The following is a 17,568-nucleotide window of genomic DNA, read 5'->3' as shown; positions in this document are numbered from 1 at the left end:
CGGCCCAGGCCGGCAGCGCGGCCAGGACGTCGACCTTGCGCTCGGGGACGGCCAGCGCCCACGCGGCCGCCACCGCGGCGCCGATCGAGACACCGCCGACGCCGATCGGGCCGTCGCGCGCGGCATCGTCCAACGCCGACAGGTAGCCGTCGATCAATCGACCCGGCCGGGGCGGCGGGGCCACCAGCGTCGCGCCGACCTCCCGTAACGGGCCGGAAAACGAACGGTAGACGTAGTCGTCGTCGGAGCCGGTTCCGGGCAACAACACCGTCGCGACACCCCGCAGATCGACAGTCACCCTTCGATATTGCCCGGGCGTCCCGATGGGTCCAACAACACGTTTGGTTCGGTTGGCGCCGGGGAACCAACAGGTCTACGGTGTCCGTTGGCATAGAGAAAGCGCCGAAGCTTTATCAGCACTGTCAGGAGTGGCCATGGGGGCCCAAGGATATCTGCGCCGGCTCACCCGTCGATTGACGGAGGACCCGGAGCAACGTGACTCCGAAGAGCTGTCCGACGAAGTCGACAGCACCGGCGCGCAGCGTGCGATCGATTGCCAGCGTGGCCAGGAGGTCACCATGATCGGCACCTTGCGCAGCGTGGAAACGAACGGCAAGGGTTGTTCCGGCGGGGTCCGCGCGGAACTGTTCGACGGCACCGACACGGTCGCCCTGGTGTGGTTGGGTCAACGCCGCATCCCCGGCATCGACTCCGGCCGCACGCTCCGCGTGCGGGGTCGCCTGGGCAAGCTCGAGAACGGGACCAAGGCCATCTACAACCCGCACTACGAAATTCAACGGTGACCGTCCCAGCGAATCGGGGGCACGGTGACCACTAATCGCGCCTCCCCGGACCGGCTGCTGGCACAGGTGGGCGGGCTGAGCGGTGTCATCTACTCGTCGCTGCCCGTGGTGGCCTTCGTGGCGGTTTCCAGCCTGTCCGGTTTGTTGGCCGCCATCGCGACCGCGCTGGGCGTGGCGGGACTGGTGTTGCTGTGGCGGCTGATTCGGCGGGAATCGACCCAGCCGGCGTTTTCGGGTTTCATCGGCGTCGCCGTCTGCGCGCTGATCGCCTATGTCGTGGGGCAGTCGAAGGGCTATTTCCTTTTGGGCATCTGGATGTCGTTGCTGTGGGCGGTGGTCTTCGCGGCCTCGGTGCTGATCCGACGGCCGCTGGTCGGCTACGCCTGGAGCTGGGCCACCGGGCGTGACCGTGGCTGGCGCGCCGTGCCCCGGGCCGTCTACGCGTTCGACATCGCCTCGCTCTGCTGGACGCTGGTGTTCGGCGCGCGGTTCGTGGTCCAGCGGCTCCTCTACGACGCCGATCAGACCGGTTGGCTGGGGGTGGCGCGGATCGCGATGGGCTGGCCGCTGACGGTGCTGGCGGCGCTGGCGACGTATGCGGCGATCAAGGCCGCGCAGCGCGCCTTTCCGGCCCACGAGGGAGCCGGCGCCGCATCCGCGGAAACCCTGGCCGACTAGTCGCCGGCCTCCGCGTCGGGCAGCAGGAGCTTGCGCAGGTCCTCCTCGGCCTCGGTGACCGCGACGAAGAGCAGTTCGTCGCCGCCCTCGAGCGGCTCGTCGGCTTCCGGCACGATGACGCGCGGGCCGCGCAGGATCGTCACCAGCGCGGCGTCCCGCGGCAGCTGCAGCCGGCGTAACGGCTTGCCGCCCCATGGCGTGTCGTCGGGCAGGGTGATCTCGACCAGGTTGGCCTGGCCCCTGCGGAATTCCATGAGCCGCACCAGATCCCCGACTGCGACGGCCTCCTCGATCAGCGACGCCAGCATCCGCGGCGTGGACACGGCCACGTCGACGCCCCAGGCATCGGTGAAGAGCCATTCGTTACGCGGATCGTTGACCCGGGCCACCACCCGCGGCACGGCGAACTCCGTCTTGGCCAACAGGCTGAGCACCACGTTGACCTTGTCATCGCCGGTCGCGGCGACGACCACGTCGAAATCCTCCAGGTGCACCGACTCCAACAGGCTCAGTTCGCAGGCGTCGCCCAGGCGCCAATGCGCGGCCGGGATGGCGTCGACGTCGACGTGGTCGGGGTTGCGTTCGATCAGGGTCACGTCGTGGTCGTTGCCGACCAGCTCGCGGCTGACCGACCGGCCGACCGCGCCGGCCCCGGCGACAGCTACTTTCATTTGAGCGCTCCCGCCTCGAGGTCCTCACTGGGTGGCAACGCCGCGATGGCCACCGCCTCGGCGGCGCGGCCGGAGATCGCGGCGATGTAGACCTGGTCGCAGGCCTGGATGACCGTCTTGGGCTCCGGCAACACGCCCGTGCCGAACCGGATCAAGAACGCGACCCGGGCGCCGGTGGCCTGCTCCAGCTCGGTGACCCGGTGCCCCACCCAGTCCTCGTGCAGATCGACCTCGGCCACGGCGACGGTGCCGGTCGGGTCGCGCCACTTGGCGGTCTCGCCTTCCCGGGTGAGCGCGTTGAGCAGGCGATCGGTGGTCCACGGCACCGTGGCGATCGTCGGGATGCCGAGGCGCTCGTAGACCTCGGCGCGCTTGGCGTCGTAGATGCGGGCGACGACGCGCCGGACGCCGAAAGTCTCCCGGGCCAGCCGGGCCGAGATGATGTTGGAGTTGTCCCCGGATGACACCGCGGCGAACGCATCGGCTTGCTCGATGCCGGCACTCAGCAGTACGTCCCGGTCGAAGCCCTGGCCCAGGACCCGCTCGCCCGCGAATTCTGGGCTGAGCCGGTTGAACGCGGTGCTGTCGCGGTCGATGACCGCCACATCGTGGCCGATGCGGGAGAGCCCGTCGGCCAGCGAGGAGCCCACCCGGCCGCAACCCATCACAACCACGCGCACTTGAGGTCCTCTCGGCTGCGTCCTGCGCTGTCCGGCCCGTCCCGAACACTCCGCCTACGGAACGCTACCAAGCCCGGTTGGGCTTACTCTTGGCTCTCGTGTCCAAACTTTCGACCGCTGCGCGCCGGTTGCTCATCGGCCGGCCGCAACGCAGCGACCGGCTGAGCCACACGCTGCTGCCCAAGCGGATCGCCTTACCGGTGTTCGCCTCCGATGCGCTGTCCTCGGTGGCCTACGCCCCCGAGGAAATCTTCCTGATGCTTTCGGTGGCCGGGGTGACCGCCTACGCGCTGACGCCGTGGATCGGTCTTGCTGTGGCCGCGGTCATGCTGGTCGTGGTGGCCAGCTACCGACAGAACGTGCACGCCTACCCGTCGGGCGGTGGCGACTTCGAGGTGGTCACCACCAACCTCGGCGACACCGCCGGCCTCGTGGTCGCTAGCGCCCTGATGGTGGATTACGTTCTCACCGTTGCTGTCTCGACGGCGTCGGCGATGTCGAACATCGGCTCGGCGATCCCGATGGTGGCCCAACACAAGGTGTTGTTCTGCGTGGCGGCCATCCTGCTTGTGATGGCGTTGAACCTGCGCGGGATTCGTGAGTCCGGGGTGGCTTTCGCCGTGCCGACCTACGCGTTCATCATCGGAGTCCTCGCCATGATCGGGTGGGGCCTGTTCCGGATCTTCGTGCTGGGTAATCCGCTGCGGGCGGAGTCCGCCGGTTTCCAGATGCATGCCGCGCACGGCCCGGTCGTCGGCTTGGCGTTGGCGTTCCTGGTGGCGCGGTCGTTCTCCTCGGGGTGCGCGGCGCTGACGGGTGTCGAGGCGATCAGCAACGGGGTGCCGGCGTTTGAGAAGCCCAAGTCGCGCAACGCCGCCACGACCCTGCTGATGCTGGGCGGCATCGCGGTGACTCTGCTGATGGGCATCATCGTGCTGGCCGAGAAGATCGGGGTTCAGATCGTCGAGGACCCGGCGACGCAACTGAGCGGCGCCCCGCCGAACTACTACCAGAAGACGTTGGTCACCCAGCTGGCCGATACCGTGTTCGGCAGCTTCCACCTCGGGTTCCTGCTGATCGCCACGGTGACCGCGCTGATCCTGGTGCTGGCGGCCAACACGGCGTTCAACGGGTTCCCGGTGCTGGGTTCGGTCCTGGCGCAGCACAGTTATCTTCCGCGCCAATTGCACACGCGCGGAGACCGATTGGCGTTCTCCAACGGCATCCTGTTCCTGTCGGCGGCGGCCCTGTTGGCGATCATCGCGTTCCGCGCCGAGGTGACCGCGCTGATTCAGCTCTACATCGTCGGCGTGTTCATTTCGTTCACGCTGAGCCAAATCGGCATGGTCCGGCACTGGACCCGGTTGCTGCGCAACGAGACCGATCCGCGGGTGCGGCGCAAGATGATGCGCTCGCGGGTGGTCAACACGGTCGGATTGCTTTCCACCGGTGCGGTGCTAGTGGTCGTCCTGGTCACAAAGTTCGCCGCGGGAGCGTGGATCGCCCTCTTCGCGATGAGTTTGCTGTTCCTCATCATGAAGATGATCCACCGGCACTACGACACCGTCAGGCGGGAATTGGAGGAGCAGGCCGCCGCCCAGCACGATGTGGTCTTGCCGAGCCGCAATCATGCCCTGGTGCTGGTGTCGAAGCTGCACCTGCCGACGCTGCGTGCGCTGGCCTACGCGCGTGCCACCCGTCCGGACGTGCTCGAGGCCCTCACGGTCAGCGTCGACGACGCGGAAACCCGCGATCTGGTGCACAAGTGGGAGGAAAGCGATATCAGTGTGCCGCTCAAGGTCATTGCCTCGCCGTACCGTGAAATCACCCGCCCGATACTCGATTACGTCAAACGGATCAGCAAGGATTCGCCGCGCACCGTGGTGACGGTGTTCATCCCCGAGTACGTGGTGGGCCATTGGTGGGAGCAGGTGCTGCACAACCAAAGCGCGCTGCGGCTCAAGGGCAGGTTGCTGTTCATGCCCAACGTGATGGTGACTTCCGTTCCGTGGCAATTGACTTCGTCGGAGCGACTCGAGGCACTCCAGCCGCACGCGGCGCCCGGCGACGCCCGCCGCGGAATCTTCGACTGAGCACTGAGTTGACGCCCAACGAACTGACGCTGGTCACCGGCGCTCCGGCCAACGGGGGAAGCTGCGTCGCGCATCACGAGGGCCGGGTCGTGTTCGTCCGCTACGCGCTGCCCGGCGAGCGGGTGCGGGTGCGCGTCACCGCCGAGCGCGGCTCCTATTGGCACGCAGAGGTTGTCGAGGTGATCGAGCCGTCGCAGGATCGGGTCGCGTCGCTGTGCCCGATCGCCGGGGTCGACGGCGCCGGCTGCTGCGACCTGGCGTTCGCCACGCCCGAGGCGACCCGGGCTCTCAAGGCCCAAGTCGTGGCCAATCAGTTGCAACGGCTGGGCGGACACCGCTGGAGCGGAGCGGAGGCGGGGGCCGAACCATTGTCGGATTCCGGCCCCACCGGTTGGCGCACCCGGGTCCGGCTCGACGTGGGCGCGGATCGCCGGCCCGGCTTCCACCGGTACCACAGCGACGAGTTGGTGACCGACCTGCGCTGCGCGCAGCTGCCGGCGGGGATGCTGGACGGGCTCGCTGAGGGTTTGTTCAAGGCCGAGTTGGCCCCGGGCGCGCAGCTGCACGTGGCCCTCGACGACGACGGCGAGCGCCACGTGGTGCGCACCCTGCGACAGGGCGGGCAGACCGCGACGACGGTGGCCGAAGGCGGCTACGAGGCGGTGCAGCGGGTGGGCGCGCGCAGCTGGCGGGTGCCGGTCACCGCGTTCTGGCAGGCGCATCGGGACGCGGCCGGGGTCTACAGCGATCTGGTCGCCGACTGGGCGCAACCCAGCACCGGCATGACCGTCTGGGATCTCTACGGCGGCGCCGGCGTTTTCGCCGCCGCGCTCGGGGATGCGGTGGGGGAATCGGGTCAGGTCTTGACCATCGACACCTCGCGCTCGGCGACGCGGGCCGCTCGAACCGCGCTGGCGGACCTGCCGCAGGTCACCGTCGTCACCGATTCGGTCCGCCGGGCGCTGACGGCGCGAGGCGCGAGCGCCTCAAGAGCCGAAGTCGCGGTGCTGGATCCGCCGCGGGCCGGTGCCGGGCGCGACGTCATCGACCTGCTGGCCGGGGCCGGCGTCCCGCGCGTGGTCCACATCGGCTGCGAGGCGGCGTCTTTCGCGCGCGATATCGGCCTCTACCGCGGCCACGGCTACGCCGTCGAGGAGATCAGGGTGTTCGATGCGTTCCCGCTGACCCACCACACCGAATGCGTGGCGCTGCTGACGCGCTGAGGCTCGGCTCCGCGTCGAGACTGCGCTCAGGGTGTGCCTCAAGGCGTTTCGGGCGCTCTACACGCAGGCTCGGCGCCGTCGCTGCAGTCTCGAGTCAGCTCATCACGAAATACCGCAGCCACAGGTATACCGCCGCGAGCCCAGCCGAGATCGCCGTGACCACAGCACCCTTGCGGGTGAATTCCCAAAAGGAGATGGGGCTGTCGGCGCGCCGGGCGATTCCAAGGATGACGACGTTGGCGCTGGCCCCGACGGCGGTCAGGTTGCCGCCGAGATCGGTGCCGAGGACAAGGGCCCACCACAGCGCCTGCGGGTTGGCGTGGCCCTCCGCCGGAATCAGTTGGGCGACGATCGGTGCCATCGTCGCGGCGTAGGGAACGTTGTTGATGAGGCCGCTGAACACGAACGACACCGCCAGGATCAGCATCGTCGTGAACAAGGCGTGCCCGCCGGTCGCGGCGGTGGCCACCTTCGCCAGGTCGTTGACGACGCCGGTCTTGACCAGGGCCCCGACCATGACGAACAGCCCGGTGAAGAACAGCAGCGTGTCCCATTCGACGCTGGACAGATAGTCGGAATGTTCGAGCCCCGAAATCACGATGAGGATGCCGGCGCCCAGCAGCGCCGCGATGGACGGGGCCATGTGCAGCGGCCCATGGGCGACGAACGCGGTCAGCACCGCCAGCAGCACGACGCCGCACTTGATGAGCAGCCGCGGATCGCGGATGGCCTCGCGCTCCTCCAGCGACATGACGTCGGCGACCCGCTCGGGATCCACTTCGAACGCGCCCCGGAACAGGCGGGGTAGCACTGCGACGAAGACCGCGATGATGATGATCACTATCGGCGTCAGGTGGATCAGAAAGTCGTTGAAGCTCAGGCCCGCCCGGCTGGCGATGATGATGCTGGGCGGGTCGCCGATCAGTGTCGCCGTGCCACCGATGTTCGACGCGAACGCCTCGGCCATCAGAAACGGCGCCGGGCCGATCGCGAGCCGGTCGCACACCAGCAGCGTGACTGGGGCGATCAGCAACACCGTGGTGACGTTGTCCAACAGGGCGGACGCGATCGCGGTGACCAGCACCAGCAGGATCATGATGCGCAGCGGGGAGCCGCGGGCGCGCTTGGCGGCCCAGATCGCGGTGTATTCGAACACGCCGGTCTGCCGCAGCACGCTGACGATGATCATCATGCCCAGCAGCAAAAACAAGACGTCCCAATCGATTCCGGTGACGCGGGAGTAGAACACGTCGTCGGAATCGATCACCGGCAGGGCGACCATGATCGCCGCGCCCGCCAGCGCCACCAACGTCTTGTGGACGCGATCGCTCGCGATCAGCGCGTAGGCGACGACGAACACGACGACCGCGACGACGCTCATCGATTGTCCTGTGTGCTCAAGGCTTTGGGATCAGGGTTTGAGTGCCGCAGCCAATAGACGCGATGCGGTGATGACGCCGACCAATGTCTTGTCTTTGACCACCGCGATCAGGGGGCTGCGCAGCCGCGCCATCACCGCGGCCACCTCGATGATCGTGTCGTCCGCGTGTGCCCACGGCACGTTGGTCAGGTGGTCGGGCAGCATGTCGCCGACCGTCTTTCCGCCCAACTTGTCCGCGGCGCGGTCGGCCACGGATTCGTTGAGCACACCGGCCAGCGACGGGTCGTCCTGCACGTACCGGGGCACGATGAACCGGACCACCTGAGACGCCGGCAGCACCGCGAAGGGTTTCCCGGAGCTGTCGGTGACGACTATCCCGGGCAGGCGGTGCTCGGCAAGCAGGCGGGCGGCATCGAGGGCATCGGACTCCACGGTCACGACCGGGAAGTCCTCGGCGAGGTCCGCGGCGCGCATAGTGGAGACAATATCGCGGGCTGGTTGGGCCTCGTTAGAAGCTAGTGATCCGGCGGTCGCTGCGTAAACTAGCGGGATGCTGGAACAGATCCGCGGGCCCGCTGATCTGGAGCACCTTTCCCAACAGCAGCTACGCGATCTGGCCGCCGAGATTCGCGAGTTCCTGATCCACAAGGTCGCTGCCACCGGGGGGCATCTGGGGCCCAACCTCGGCGTCGTCGAGCTGACGCTGGCGCTGCACCGGGTGTTCGACTCGCCGCACGACCCGATCATCTTCGACACCGGCCACCAGGCCTATGTCCACAAGATGCTGACGGGGCGCGCGCACGACTTCGAGAGCCTGCGCAGGAAGGGCGGGCTGTCGGGGTATCCGTCGCGCGCCGAGAGCGAGCACGACTGGGTCGAGTCCAGCCACGCCAGCGCGGCGCTGTCGTACGCCGACGGTCTGGCCAAGGCGTTCGAGCTGAGCGGGCACCGCAACCGGCACGTGGTGGCCGTCGTCGGGGACGGCGCGCTCACCGGCGGCATGTGCTGGGAGGCGCTGAACAACATCGCCGCCTCGCGCCGCCCGGTGATCATCGTCGTCAACGACAACGGCCGCAGCTACGCGCCCACCATCGGCGGCGTCGCCGACCACCTGGCCACGCTGCGTCTGCAGCCCGCCTACGAGCAGGCGCTGGCGCGCGGCCGCGACATGGTGCGTGCGCTGCCCCTGTTCGGCCAGATCGCCTACCGCTTCATGCACAGCGTGAAGGCCGGCATCAAGGACTCGCTGTCGCCGCAGCTGCTGTTCACCGACCTGGGCCTGAAGTACGTCGGCCCGGTCGACGGGCACGACGAGCGCGCGGTGGAGGCCGCGCTGCGCCACGCCCGCGGCTTCGGGCGCCCGGTGATCGTGCACGTCGGCACCCGAAAGGGCATGGGTTACGCGCCGGCCGAGGACGACGAGGCCGAGCAGATGCATTCCTGCGGTGTGATCGACCCGGCCACCGGCCTGGCCACCAAGATCGCCGGCCCGGGCTGGACGGCGACCTTCTCCGACGCACTCGTCGGCTACGCCAGGAAGCGCCGCGACATCGTCGCGATCACCGCGGCGATGCCCGGCCCAACCGGGCTGACGGCGTTCGGGCGTCACTTCCCGGATCGCTTGTTCGACGTCGGCATCGCGGAGCAGCACGCGATGACGTCGGCGGCCGGGCTGGCGATGGGCGGCATGCACCCGGTGGTCGCCATCTATTCGACGTTCCTCAACCGGGCCTTCGACCAGATCATGATGGACGTGGCGCTGCACCAGCTGCCCGTCACCATGGTGCTCGACCGGGCCGGGATCACCGGGAACGACGGCGCCAGCCACAACGGCATATGGGACCTGTCGATGCTGAACATCGTGCCCGGCATCCGGGTGGCCGCCCCCCGCGACGCGACCCGGTTGCGTGAAGAACTCGGCGAGGCCCTCGACATGAATGATGGGCCGACGGCCCTCCGCTTCCCCAAAGGCGATGTGGGCGAGGATATTCCGGCCCTCAAGCGTCACGGCGCTGGTGTGTCGAGTATTGATGTGCTCGCGGTGCCGGCGGCCGGGCTGAACCACGACGTGCTGCTCATCGGCGTCGGCGCGTTCGTGCCGATGGCGTTACAGGTGGCCAAGCGGCTGCACAACCAGGGAATCGGTGTGACGGTGATCGACCCGCGCTGGGTGCTGCCGGTGTCGGACGGCGTCGTCGAAATGGCGGCCCAGTACAAGCTGGTCGTCACGTGCGAGGACAACGGCGTCAACGGCGGCGTCGGGTCGGCCGTGTCGGCCGCGCTGCGGCGCGCGGAGATCGACACGCCCTGCCGCGACGTCGGGTTGCCGCAGCAGTTCTACGACCACGCCTCGCGCGGTGAGGTGCTCGCCGATTTCGGGCTGACCGACCAGGACATCGCCCGCCGCGTCACCGGTTGGGTCGCGGCGCTGGGCGCCGCCGTCAGCGAGGCCGAGATCCGGGAGCACCTGGACTAACGGTCCACGCCGAAATCGACATTAGCGCGCGGTTCACTCGAACTTTTCCACGATGCCGTCGATTTCGGTGTCGGTGCCTTCCGGCGGCTGCAACGCCCGGGCCAAAACCGGGTCCACGAGCTCCCGCTGCCACGCCCGCGCCTGCCCGGCGCGCAGAAACTCGTCGACGGCCCCGTCGGGATCCGGCGCCGGCTCCCAATCCCAGCACAGCCGTCGCACCAGGTCGGGCGCGACCAGGTTTTCCGTGGGGACGCTCACCCGCTGCGACACTTCCGCCAGCGCCGACCGCGCCGCCTCCAGCCGCGCGGCGGCCTCGGGGTTGCGCCTGCTCCACCGCGATGGCGGTGGGGGCCCGTTGGGCGCCTCGGCCTCGTCCGGCGGATTCTGGCTTTGCCGGGCCGCTTCCAGCGCCGCCAACCAGATCTCGGCGCTGCGGCGCTGGTTGCGCCCACCGAACACCGGCAACGCGACGAGGCCCTCGACCGTCTTCGGGTTGGCGATCGCGGCGTCGATGATGGCCGAATCCGGCAGGATGCGGCGGGGTGCGATGTCGCGGCGCTGGGCGATGCGGTCGCGCGCCGTCCACAATTCGCGGACCGCGGCCAGCGCGCGCCGGTCACGCACCCGATGGATCCCGGACGTCCGGCGCCAGCGGTCCCGTCGCGTGATCTCCCGGGCGCCCGCGCTCCGCAGATAGTCGAATTCCTGTGCGGCCCAATCGGTTTTGTGTTGCTGGGCCAGCTCATCGGAGATGGCGGCGCGCAGCTCGATGAGCAATTCCACGTCCAGGGCCGCGTAGTTGAGCCATTCGGCGGGCAGCGGGCGCTTGGACCAGTCCGCCGCGCCGTGGCCCTTGGCCAGCCCGAGACCCAGCAGCCGCTGGACCATGGTCGCCAAGTTCACCCGGTCGAAGCCGGCCAGCCGTCCGGCGAGCTCGGTGTCGTACAGCGCCGACGGCCGCATGCCGACCTCGGCCAGGCACGGCAGGTCCTGATCGGCGGAGTGCAGGATCCATTCGTCGGTGCCCAGCACCTCGGCGACCGGCCGCAGCGCCGTCAGCGGGTCGCCGCCGTGGCTGACGGGGTCGATGAGCACGGTGCCGGACCCGGCCCGCCGGATCTGGATCAGGTAGGCCCGGTTGGAGTAGCGGAAACCCGAGGCCCGCTCGGCGTCCACCGCGAACGGGCCCCGCCCGCGGTCCAGGAGTCGCGCGGCCGCCTCGATCTGACGGACGCTGACCGCGAGATCGGGAACCCCGTCGGCCGGGTGCAGTAGCGGGGTGGGTTCGGGTGGGGTGCTGTCGGGCGCGGTGCGGTCGGGCCCGGGGGCCCCCGGTTCGCCCATGTCAGGCGCGTGACCGCGAGCTCAGGTCGGTGACTCCGGACGGCGGCAGGCCCGCGGCGTGCTCCAGCACCTCGCAGAACGCCTCGACGTGCGCCCCGACGTCGGGGGTGGTCGCCGTCCACGACGCCCGCAGCTCCAACTGATGGGCGCGGGGTGGTCCGGAGATGTCGCCGTAGCGCACCGATGTGGTGGCGGTGACGGTGCCGCCCAGGGCCGTGGTGTGCTCGAGGCGCGACTCCAGCGCGTCGACCAGCCAGCTCCACGCCACCTCCGGCAGGAGGGGATCGACGGCCTCGCTGGGATCCAGGTCGGCCTGGATGTAGGCGACCAGCCGGATCGTCCCGTCCCACGCGTCGGCGCCGTCCGGGTCGTAGAGCAGGATCAGCCGGCCGAACGCGTCGCCCTCGGATCGCTCCGGGACGATCTCGAGGTCGGGATGCTTGACCTCGACCCCCAGGGCGTAGCTGTAGGGCGCAAGGCGCTGCGGCGGACGGATCGGGCCCAGCTCGATCTCCGGCCGCACGGTTACGGCGTTCATCGCCGCTACCGCCTCGCGGAATGGGGCCGGTTCACCTGACGTCACAGCGTTCGACGGTAGACCTATCGACCGACACGCCGAAACAGGCGCGCCGAATTTCGCGCCCGTCGCGACCAAGCCGTTACCAGGGATTATCGGGGCCTCGCAAAGGACATAATGCCTGCTCAGACGGCCGTTCCGCCGTTGAATCGGGCCGGGCGCTTCTCGCGGTGCGCGGCGAGGCCCTCATGGACGTCGGGGCCGCTGAAACTGAGGAATTCCAGGCCGAGCGATGTTTCGAAGGTGGGCCCGAACATGCGGTACCAGTGGTTGAGGCTGTGCTTGGTCCAGCGGATCGCGTCCTGCGCGCCCCGCGCCAGGTTCTCGGCCAGGCGGGTGGCGGTGGCCAGCACGTCGTCGTCGTCGACGCAGGTGGAGACCAGGCCGATGCGCTCGGCTTCCTCGCCGAGCAACGTCTCGCAGGTGAGCAGGTAGTACTTGGCCTTGGCCATGCCGACCAGCAGCGGCCAGCAGATCGCGGCGTGGTCGCCCGCGGCCACCCCGAGCTTGGTATGCCCGTCGATGAGTTTGGCGGTCCGGCCCGCCACCGAGATGTCGGCGAGCAGGGCCACCACCAGGCCCGCGCCGACGGCGGGCCCCCGGATGGCCGAGACCACGGGCTTGTCGAAATTGACCATGTTGAGCACCAGGTCTCGAGCCTCGCGCATGATCCGGATCCGGCCCTCGTAGTCGCCCATCGTTTCGGCGATCAGGTCGAAGCTGCCGCCGGAGGAGAAGGCCCTGCCCTCGCCGCGGACCAGGACGACGCGCACGTCGGGATCGCGATCGATCTCCGGCCAGATGTCGGCCAGGTCGCGGTGCATCTGTGGGCCGACCGAATTCAGCCCTGGGGCATCGAGAACCAGGGTCAGCACTCCGCTTTCGCTGGGTTCGCAGCGCAGGCTTGGGAAGTCGTCGTAGATGACCGGCTTGGGCATTGTCGAGGCGCTCCTGAAGGTCGTGGCAGCATTGAGCACGATGAGCACTCGTCGCGACCTTACCGAGTCGCCGTATCTGGCCACCGTCGCCGGTCGCAAGCCCGGCCGGGTGCCGGTGTGGTTCATGCGGCAGGCCGGTCGCTCGCTTCCCGAATACCGGGCGTTGCGCGAACGGCAGAGCATGCTGGAGGCCTGCTTCGAGCCCGAGGTGGCCTGCGAGATCACGCTGCAGCCGATACGTCGCCACGGCGTCGACGCGGCGATCTTGTTCTCGGACATCGTGGTGCCGCTGCGGGCCGCGGGCGTCGACCTGGATATCGTCGCGGACGTCGGGCCGGTGATCGCGCACCCGGTGCGCACCGACGCCGACATCGACGCCTTCAAACCCCTTGACCCGCAAGCGATTCAGCCGATATGCGAAGCGGTTTCGCTGCTGATCGGCGAGCTGGGCGACGTTCCGCTGATCGGTTTCGCCGGCGCGCCGTTCACGCTGGCGTCCTACCTCGTCGAGGGCGGCCCCAGCCGTAACCACGCGCGCACCAAGGCGATGATGCTGGCCGAACCGGCGAGCTGGCACGCGCTGATGTCGAAGCTGACCGACCTCACCGTCGCGTTCCTGCGCGGGCAAGTCGAGGCCGGCGTGGACGCCATCCAGGTGTTCGATTCCTGGGCGGGCACGCTGTCGCTGGCCGACTACCGCCGATACGTGTCGCCGCACAGCTCAAGGGTTTTCGCGACGCTGTCCGAATACGGTGTGCCCATGACGCACTTCGGGGTCGGGACCGCCGAACTGCTCGGCGCCATGTCCGCGGCGCTCAAGTGCGGCATTAAACCCGGCCAGTCCACCGTCGTCGGGGTGGACTGGCGAACCTCCCTGGCCGACGCCGCCGCCCGGGTCGAACCGGGCACGGCGTTGCAGGGCAACCTCGATCCGGTGGTGCTGCTGGCGGGCTGGCCGGTGGCCGAACGCGCCGCGCGGGCGGTCATCGACGACGGACGCCGCGCCGTCGACGCCGGCGCCACCGGCCACGTCTTCAACCTCGGCCACGGGGTGCTGCCCGAGACCGACCCCGGCGTGCTGACCGACCTGGTTTCGCTGGTCCATTCGCTATGACGGCCCGCTCGTATTGCGTTGTGGGCGGAGGAATTTCGGGGCTCACGGCGGCATACCGGCTCCGCGCGGCCGCCGGCGCTGACGCGACGATCACGCTGTTCGATCCCGCCGACCGGCTCGGCGGCATCCTGCGCACCGAGCAGGTCGGCGGGCGCCCGATGGACCTCGGCGCCGAGGCGTTCGTGCTGCGCCGACCCGAGGTGCCGGCGCTGCTGGCCGAGCTGGGCCTGTCGGGGCGCCAGCTGGCCACCACCGGAGCCCGGCCGCTGATCTACAGCGAGCGAGAGTTGCACCCGCTGCCCGCCGGCACGGTCGTCGGAATCCCGTCGTCGGCGGCCGCGGTGGCGGGCTTGGTCGACGAGGCGACGGTCGCGCGCATCCACGCCGAGCCCGCCCGCCCACTGGGCTGGCAACCCGGCAGCGACCCCTCGGTGGCCGAATTGATCGGCGACCGGTTCGGCTCGCAGGTCGTGGCCCGGTCGGTGGATCCCCTGCTGAGCGGGGTGTACGCGGGCTCCGCGGCGACGATCGGCCTGCGCGCGGCCGCCCCCAGCGTGGCGGCGGCCCTCGACGGGGGCGCCGCCAGCTTGACCGACGCCGTCCGGCGGGGGTTGCCGCCGGCCACCGGCGCGCCGGTTTTCGGGGCGATCGACGGGGGCTACCAGGTGCTGATCGACGAGCTCGTCGAGCGCGCCCGGCCGCGCTGGGTCCGGGCCGCGGTGGAACGGCTCGACCCCGCGGAGCCGGGCTGGTCCCTGCTCGACGGCACCGGCGCTCGCTGGCACGCCGACGCGGTCATCCTGGCCGTCCCGGCCGGGCGGCTGGCGGCGCTGGTCCACGAGATCGCCCCGCGCACCTTCGCCGCGGAACGCCGGATCGACAGCGCGTCGTCGGTGGTGGTGGCCCTGGCGGTGCCCGCCGATACCCCGTTCCCGCAGTGCTCCGGTGTCCTGGTCGCGAGCGGAGAGCCGTTGCGCGCCAAGGCGATCACGTTGTCTTCTCAAAAATGGGGGCGCAAGTGGCGCGGGGACACGCAGCTGCTGCGGCTGTCGTTCGGGCGGTTCGGTGACGACCTGGCTGCCAGCACCCCGGATGACGAATTGCTGGGATGGGCGTTGAGCGACCTGGTCGACGTGTTCGACCTGGCCGTCGATCCCGTCGACGCCCGCGTCCAGCGCTGGATCGACGCGATGCCGCAGTACGGCCCCGGCCACGCCGACGTGGTCGCCGAGGTGCGCGAAGGCCTGCCGCCGACGCTCGCCGTTGCCGGCGGCTACCTCGACGGGATCGGCGTGCCCGCGTGCGTCGGGGCGGCCGGCCGGGCGGCCGAGCGCGTCGTCAGGGCCGTCGAGGGCTTAGACGCCGAAGTGGCACGATAGGTTCCATGGCCAAACCCGATTCCAAACTGGACTTTGCGGCCCTGAACTCGCAGCTTCGCTACCTGATGTTCTCGGTGTTCTCGGTGCGGCCCGGCGCGCTCGGCGAGGAGCGCGCGGCCGTCATCGACGACGCGTCGACCTTTTTCAAGCTGCAGGAGGAGCGCGGCGTCGTGGTACGCGGCCTCTACGACGTGGCCGGCCTGCGCGCCGACGCCGACTTCATGATCTGGACCCACGCCGAACGCGTCGAAGCGCTGCAGGCGACCTACGCCGATTTCCGGCGCACCACCACGCTGGGCCGGGCCTGCTCGCCGGTGTGGAGCAGCGTGGCGCTGCACCGGCCCGCGGAGTTCAACAAGAGCCACATCCCGGCGTTTCTGGCCGGCGAGGAGCCCGGCGCCTACATCTGCGTGTATCCGTTCGTGCGGTCCTACGAGTGGTACCTGCTGCCCGACGAGGAACGCCGCCGCATGCTCGCCGAGCACGGCATGGCCGCCCGCGAATACAAGGACGTCCGCGCCAACACCGTGCCGGCCTTCGCGCTGGGTGACTACGAATGGATCCTGGCGTTCGAGGCCCCCGAACTGGACCGCATCGTCGACCTGATGCGCGAGCTGCGCGCCACCGACGCCCGCAGGCACACCCGCGCGGAGACGCCGTTCTTCACCGGGCCGCGGGTGCCGGTCGAGCAGTTGGTGAACGCGCTGCCATGACCCAATTCGACCCGACCGATCCGACCCGCTTCGAGGAGATGTACCGCGACGACCGGCTGTCGCACGGCCTGCCGGCCGCCACGCCGTGGGACATCGGCGGTCCGCAGCCGGTGGTCCAGCGGTTGGTTGCGCTGGGCGCGATCAAGGGTGAGGTGCTCGACCCGGGCACCGGCCCGGGCCACCACGCGATCTACTACGCCTCGCAGGGCTACTCGGCGACCGGCGTCGACGGGTCGGCGGGCGCCCTGGAGCGGGCCCGGGAGAACGCCCAAAAGGCCGGGGTGTCCGTGAATTTCGAGCTGGCCGACGCCACCGAGCTGGACGGATTCGACGACCGGTTCGACACCGTCGTCGACTGCGCCTTCTACCACACCTTCAGCACCGATCCCGACCTGCAGAAGGCGTATGTGCGGGCGCTGCACCGGGCGACCAAGCCGGGGGCGCGACTGTACATGTTCGAGTTCGGCGAGCACGACGTCAATGGCTTCACAATGATGCGGTCGTTGTCCGAGAACGACTTTCGTGACGTGCTGCCGATCGGCGGCTGGGAGATCACCTACCTGGGCCCGACGACCTATCTGGTCAACCTGAGTACCGAGACCATCGAGATGATGGCCGCGCGCAATCCCGACATGGCCGACCAGGTGCAGCCGCTGCTGGAGCGGTTCCGGGCGATGGAGCCGTGGCTGACCAACGGCCGGGTGCACGCCCCGTTCTGGGAGGTTCACGCCACCCGGGTGGACTGACTCTCCAGGAGCCGGCCCGCCGATGTTCTTGCCAAACCCGGCATGTCGCCTCGCGGTTCGCATATGCTGCGCTCTTGCCGGTCGTCCGATCGGCCGCCGGCGGACCCGGGGGAGGTGTCCGATGTCGTTTGTGATCGCAACGGCGGGGCGGCCGGTTTGTTCGGCATCGGCGGACCGGGCGGGGCCGGTGGGGCCAGCCCGACCGGCACCGGCGGTAACGGCGGAGCGGGCGGGTCCGGGCTGCTGTTTGGCGGCGGCGGTGTCGGCGGCACCGGCGGATACGGCCTCACCCACGGGGGTAACGGCGGCCCCGGCGGGGCCGGCGGGCTGCTCGGCTTCGGCGGACCCGATCAGACCCACGGCAGCGCCGGTGGCGCCGGCGGCGCCGCGGGGCCCGCTGGAACAGGTGGGACCGGGGGGCCCGGCGGGACCGGTGGGCTGTTGGGCTCCGGCGGGTTCGGGGGCCCCGGCGGGGACGGCGGAACCGGTGGGACCGGTGGGGCCGGCTGCGGCAGTTTGCTGTGGGGCAACGGCGGCCCCGGTGGCCCCGGCGGCACCGGCAGCACGGGCGACGGCGGCAACGGCGGCACCGCGGGCGGAATCTCCGGTAACGGCGGCCTCGGCGGCGCCGGCGGCACCGGCGTCACGGGACACGGCGGTAACGGCGGTAGCGGTGGCAACTCGAATCCCGTCCAGGGCGCCGGCGGGGCCGGCGGCCGCGGCGGCGTGGGCGCCACCACCGGCGGGGACGG

Annotated in this window: 16 protein-coding genes and 2 pseudogenes; 10 read left to right on the top strand and 8 right to left on the bottom strand. The window is 69.9% G+C overall.

Features of this window, described 5'->3' with window-relative positions; translation table 11 throughout:
• Window positions 1-298: pseudogene (locus JWP83_RS02645) on the bottom strand (alpha/beta hydrolase); the annotation flags it as partial.
• Between the two features lie 136 nt (window positions 299-434).
• On the opposite strand from JWP83_RS02645, the gene JWP83_RS02640 reads away from it, so the two are divergent.
• Together JWP83_RS02640 and JWP83_RS02635 are read left to right on the top strand one after the other, a co-directional pair.
• Window positions 435-803, top strand: coding sequence for an OB-fold nucleic acid binding domain-containing protein (locus JWP83_RS02640; RefSeq protein ID WP_297725508.1), 369 nt, complete (start codon window positions 435-437; stop codon window positions 801-803).
• A gap of 24 nt (window positions 804-827) precedes the next feature.
• Window positions 828-1,481 carry a DUF3159 domain-containing protein gene (locus JWP83_RS02635; protein WP_297725506.1) on the top strand — a complete coding sequence of 218 codons (654 nt, stop codon included), beginning with the start codon at window positions 828-830 and terminating at the stop codon, window positions 1,479-1,481.
• On the opposite strand, the gene JWP83_RS02630 is transcribed toward JWP83_RS02635, so the two are convergent.
• Window positions 1,478-2,152: a TrkA family potassium uptake protein gene (locus tag JWP83_RS02630; protein ID WP_297725504.1), complete on the bottom strand. Its 675-nt coding sequence runs from the start codon at window positions 2,150-2,152 to the stop codon at window positions 1,478-1,480. The two genes, JWP83_RS02635 and JWP83_RS02630, sit on opposite strands and share 4 nt — an antisense overlap.
• Window positions 2,149-2,832, bottom strand: coding sequence for a TrkA family potassium uptake protein (locus JWP83_RS02625; RefSeq protein WP_297725502.1), 684 nt, complete (start codon window positions 2,830-2,832; stop codon window positions 2,149-2,151). The genes JWP83_RS02630 and JWP83_RS02625 overlap by 4 nt, the downstream gene beginning before the upstream one ends.
• Before the next feature lie 98 nt (window positions 2,833-2,930).
• Between JWP83_RS02625 and JWP83_RS02620 the strand changes: the two genes are divergently transcribed.
• Both JWP83_RS02620 and JWP83_RS02615 read left to right on the top strand, forming a co-directional pair.
• On the top strand, window positions 2,931-4,925 hold the full coding sequence (locus JWP83_RS02620) for an APC family permease (RefSeq protein ID WP_297725500.1): 1,995 nt from the start codon (window positions 2,931-2,933) through the stop codon (window positions 4,923-4,925).
• Window positions 4,926-4,933: 8 nt separating this feature from the next.
• Window positions 4,934-6,148 carry a class I SAM-dependent RNA methyltransferase gene (locus JWP83_RS02615; RefSeq protein WP_297725498.1) on the top strand — a complete coding sequence of 405 codons (1,215 nt, stop codon included), beginning with the start codon at window positions 4,934-4,936 and terminating at the stop codon, window positions 6,146-6,148.
• Window positions 6,149-6,242: 94 nt separating this feature from the next.
• Here JWP83_RS02615 and JWP83_RS02610 read toward each other — a convergent pair whose 3' ends face one another.
• Together JWP83_RS02610 and JWP83_RS02605 are read right to left on the bottom strand one after the other, a co-directional pair.
• Entirely contained in the window at window positions 6,243-7,529 is a 1,287-nt protein-coding gene (locus tag JWP83_RS02610) for an ArsB/NhaD family transporter (protein ID WP_297725496.1), read from the bottom strand.
• A 30-nt stretch (window positions 7,530-7,559) separates the two neighbouring features.
• Window positions 7,560-8,003, bottom strand: a complete 444-nt coding sequence (locus JWP83_RS02605; RefSeq protein WP_297725494.1) for a CBS domain-containing protein — start codon at window positions 8,001-8,003, stop codon at window positions 7,560-7,562.
• Window positions 8,004-8,079: 76 nt separating this feature from the next.
• Here JWP83_RS02605 and dxs point away from each other — a divergent pair, with 76 nt between their 5' ends.
• Window positions 8,080-10,005: a 1-deoxy-D-xylulose-5-phosphate synthase gene (gene dxs / locus JWP83_RS02600; protein ID WP_297725492.1), complete on the top strand. Its 1,926-nt coding sequence runs from the start codon at window positions 8,080-8,082 to the stop codon at window positions 10,003-10,005.
• 33 nt (window positions 10,006-10,038) lie between these two features.
• On the opposite strand, the gene JWP83_RS02595 is transcribed toward dxs, so the two are convergent.
• The 3 genes from JWP83_RS02595 to JWP83_RS02585 form a co-directional block, all read right to left on the bottom strand.
• Window positions 10,039-11,349: a ribonuclease D gene (locus JWP83_RS02595; RefSeq protein WP_297725490.1), complete on the bottom strand. Its 1,311-nt coding sequence runs from the start codon at window positions 11,347-11,349 to the stop codon at window positions 10,039-10,041.
• A 1-nt stretch (window position 11,350) separates the two neighbouring features.
• Complete coding sequence (locus JWP83_RS02590; protein ID WP_297725510.1) at window positions 11,351-11,887, bottom strand: DUF3000 domain-containing protein; 537 nt, start codon at window positions 11,885-11,887, stop codon at window positions 11,351-11,353.
• A 164-nt stretch (window positions 11,888-12,051) separates the two neighbouring features.
• Window positions 12,052-12,864 (bottom strand): enoyl-CoA hydratase/isomerase family protein, encoded by an 813-nt coding sequence (locus JWP83_RS02585; protein ID WP_297725488.1) that lies wholly within the window; start codon window positions 12,862-12,864, stop codon window positions 12,052-12,054.
• Window positions 12,865-12,904: 40 nt separating this feature from the next.
• Here JWP83_RS02585 and hemE point away from each other — a divergent pair, with 40 nt between their 5' ends.
• From hemE to JWP83_RS02560, 5 genes and pseudogenes are all read left to right on the top strand, one after another.
• On the top strand, window positions 12,905-13,978 hold the full coding sequence (gene hemE, locus JWP83_RS02580; protein WP_297725486.1) for a uroporphyrinogen decarboxylase: 1,074 nt from the start codon (window positions 12,905-12,907) through the stop codon (window positions 13,976-13,978).
• A complete protein-coding gene (locus tag JWP83_RS02575) occupies window positions 13,975-15,357 on the top strand; it encodes a protoporphyrinogen oxidase (RefSeq protein ID WP_297725484.1) in 1,383 nt (460 codons plus the stop codon). Before hemE ends, JWP83_RS02575 begins: the two co-directional genes overlap by 4 nt.
• 5 nt (window positions 15,358-15,362) lie before the next feature.
• On the top strand, window positions 15,363-16,070 hold the full coding sequence (gene hemQ, locus JWP83_RS02570; protein WP_297725482.1) for a hydrogen peroxide-dependent heme synthase: 708 nt from the start codon (window positions 15,363-15,365) through the stop codon (window positions 16,068-16,070).
• Window positions 16,067-16,816: a class I SAM-dependent methyltransferase gene (locus JWP83_RS02565; protein WP_297725480.1), complete on the top strand. Its 750-nt coding sequence runs from the start codon at window positions 16,067-16,069 to the stop codon at window positions 16,814-16,816. Before hemQ ends, JWP83_RS02565 begins: the two co-directional genes overlap by 4 nt.
• A gap of 114 nt (window positions 16,817-16,930) precedes the next feature.
• Window positions 16,931-17,568, top strand: a pseudogene (locus JWP83_RS02560) (PE family protein); the annotation flags it as partial.

Origin of the sequence: Mycobacterium sp. (assembly GCF_025965855.1) — a bacterium.
Classification (GTDB): Bacteria; Actinomycetota; Actinomycetes; order Mycobacteriales; family Mycobacteriaceae; genus Mycobacterium.
This window is presented reverse-complemented; position numbering and strand designations above follow the sequence as displayed.

Bases quoted from the DNA above. Each gene is read 5' to 3' on its own strand.
- hemQ (WP_297725482.1), top strand. From the start codon at position 15,363: ATGGCCAAACCCGATTCCAAACTGGACTTTGCGGCCCTGAACTCGCAG.
- JWP83_RS02630 (WP_297725504.1), bottom strand. From the start codon at position 2,152: ATGAAAGTAGCTGTCGCCGGGGCCGGCGCGGTCGGCCGGTCGGTCAGC.
- dxs (WP_297725492.1), top strand. From the start codon at position 8,080: ATGCTGGAACAGATCCGCGGGCCCGCTGATCTGGAGCACCTTTCCCAA.
- JWP83_RS02605 (WP_297725494.1), bottom strand. From the start codon at position 8,003: ATGCGCGCCGCGGACCTCGCCGAGGACTTCCCGGTCGTGACCGTGGAG.
- JWP83_RS02590 (WP_297725510.1), bottom strand. From the start codon at position 11,887: ATGAACGCCGTAACCGTGCGGCCGGAGATCGAGCTGGGCCCGATCCGT.
- JWP83_RS02585 (WP_297725488.1), bottom strand. From the start codon at position 12,864: ATGCCCAAGCCGGTCATCTACGACGACTTCCCAAGCCTGCGCTGCGAA.
- hemE (WP_297725486.1), top strand. From the start codon at position 12,905: ATGAGCACTCGTCGCGACCTTACCGAGTCGCCGTATCTGGCCACCGTC.
- JWP83_RS02640 (WP_297725508.1), top strand. From the start codon at position 435: ATGGGGGCCCAAGGATATCTGCGCCGGCTCACCCGTCGATTGACGGAG.
- JWP83_RS02565 (WP_297725480.1), top strand. From the start codon at position 16,067: ATGACCCAATTCGACCCGACCGATCCGACCCGCTTCGAGGAGATGTAC.
- JWP83_RS02595 (WP_297725490.1), bottom strand. From the start codon at position 11,349: ATGGGCGAACCGGGGGCCCCCGGGCCCGACCGCACCGCGCCCGACAGC.
- JWP83_RS02610 (WP_297725496.1), bottom strand. From the start codon at position 7,529: ATGAGCGTCGTCGCGGTCGTCGTGTTCGTCGTCGCCTACGCGCTGATC.
- JWP83_RS02575 (WP_297725484.1), top strand. From the start codon at position 13,975: ATGACGGCCCGCTCGTATTGCGTTGTGGGCGGAGGAATTTCGGGGCTC.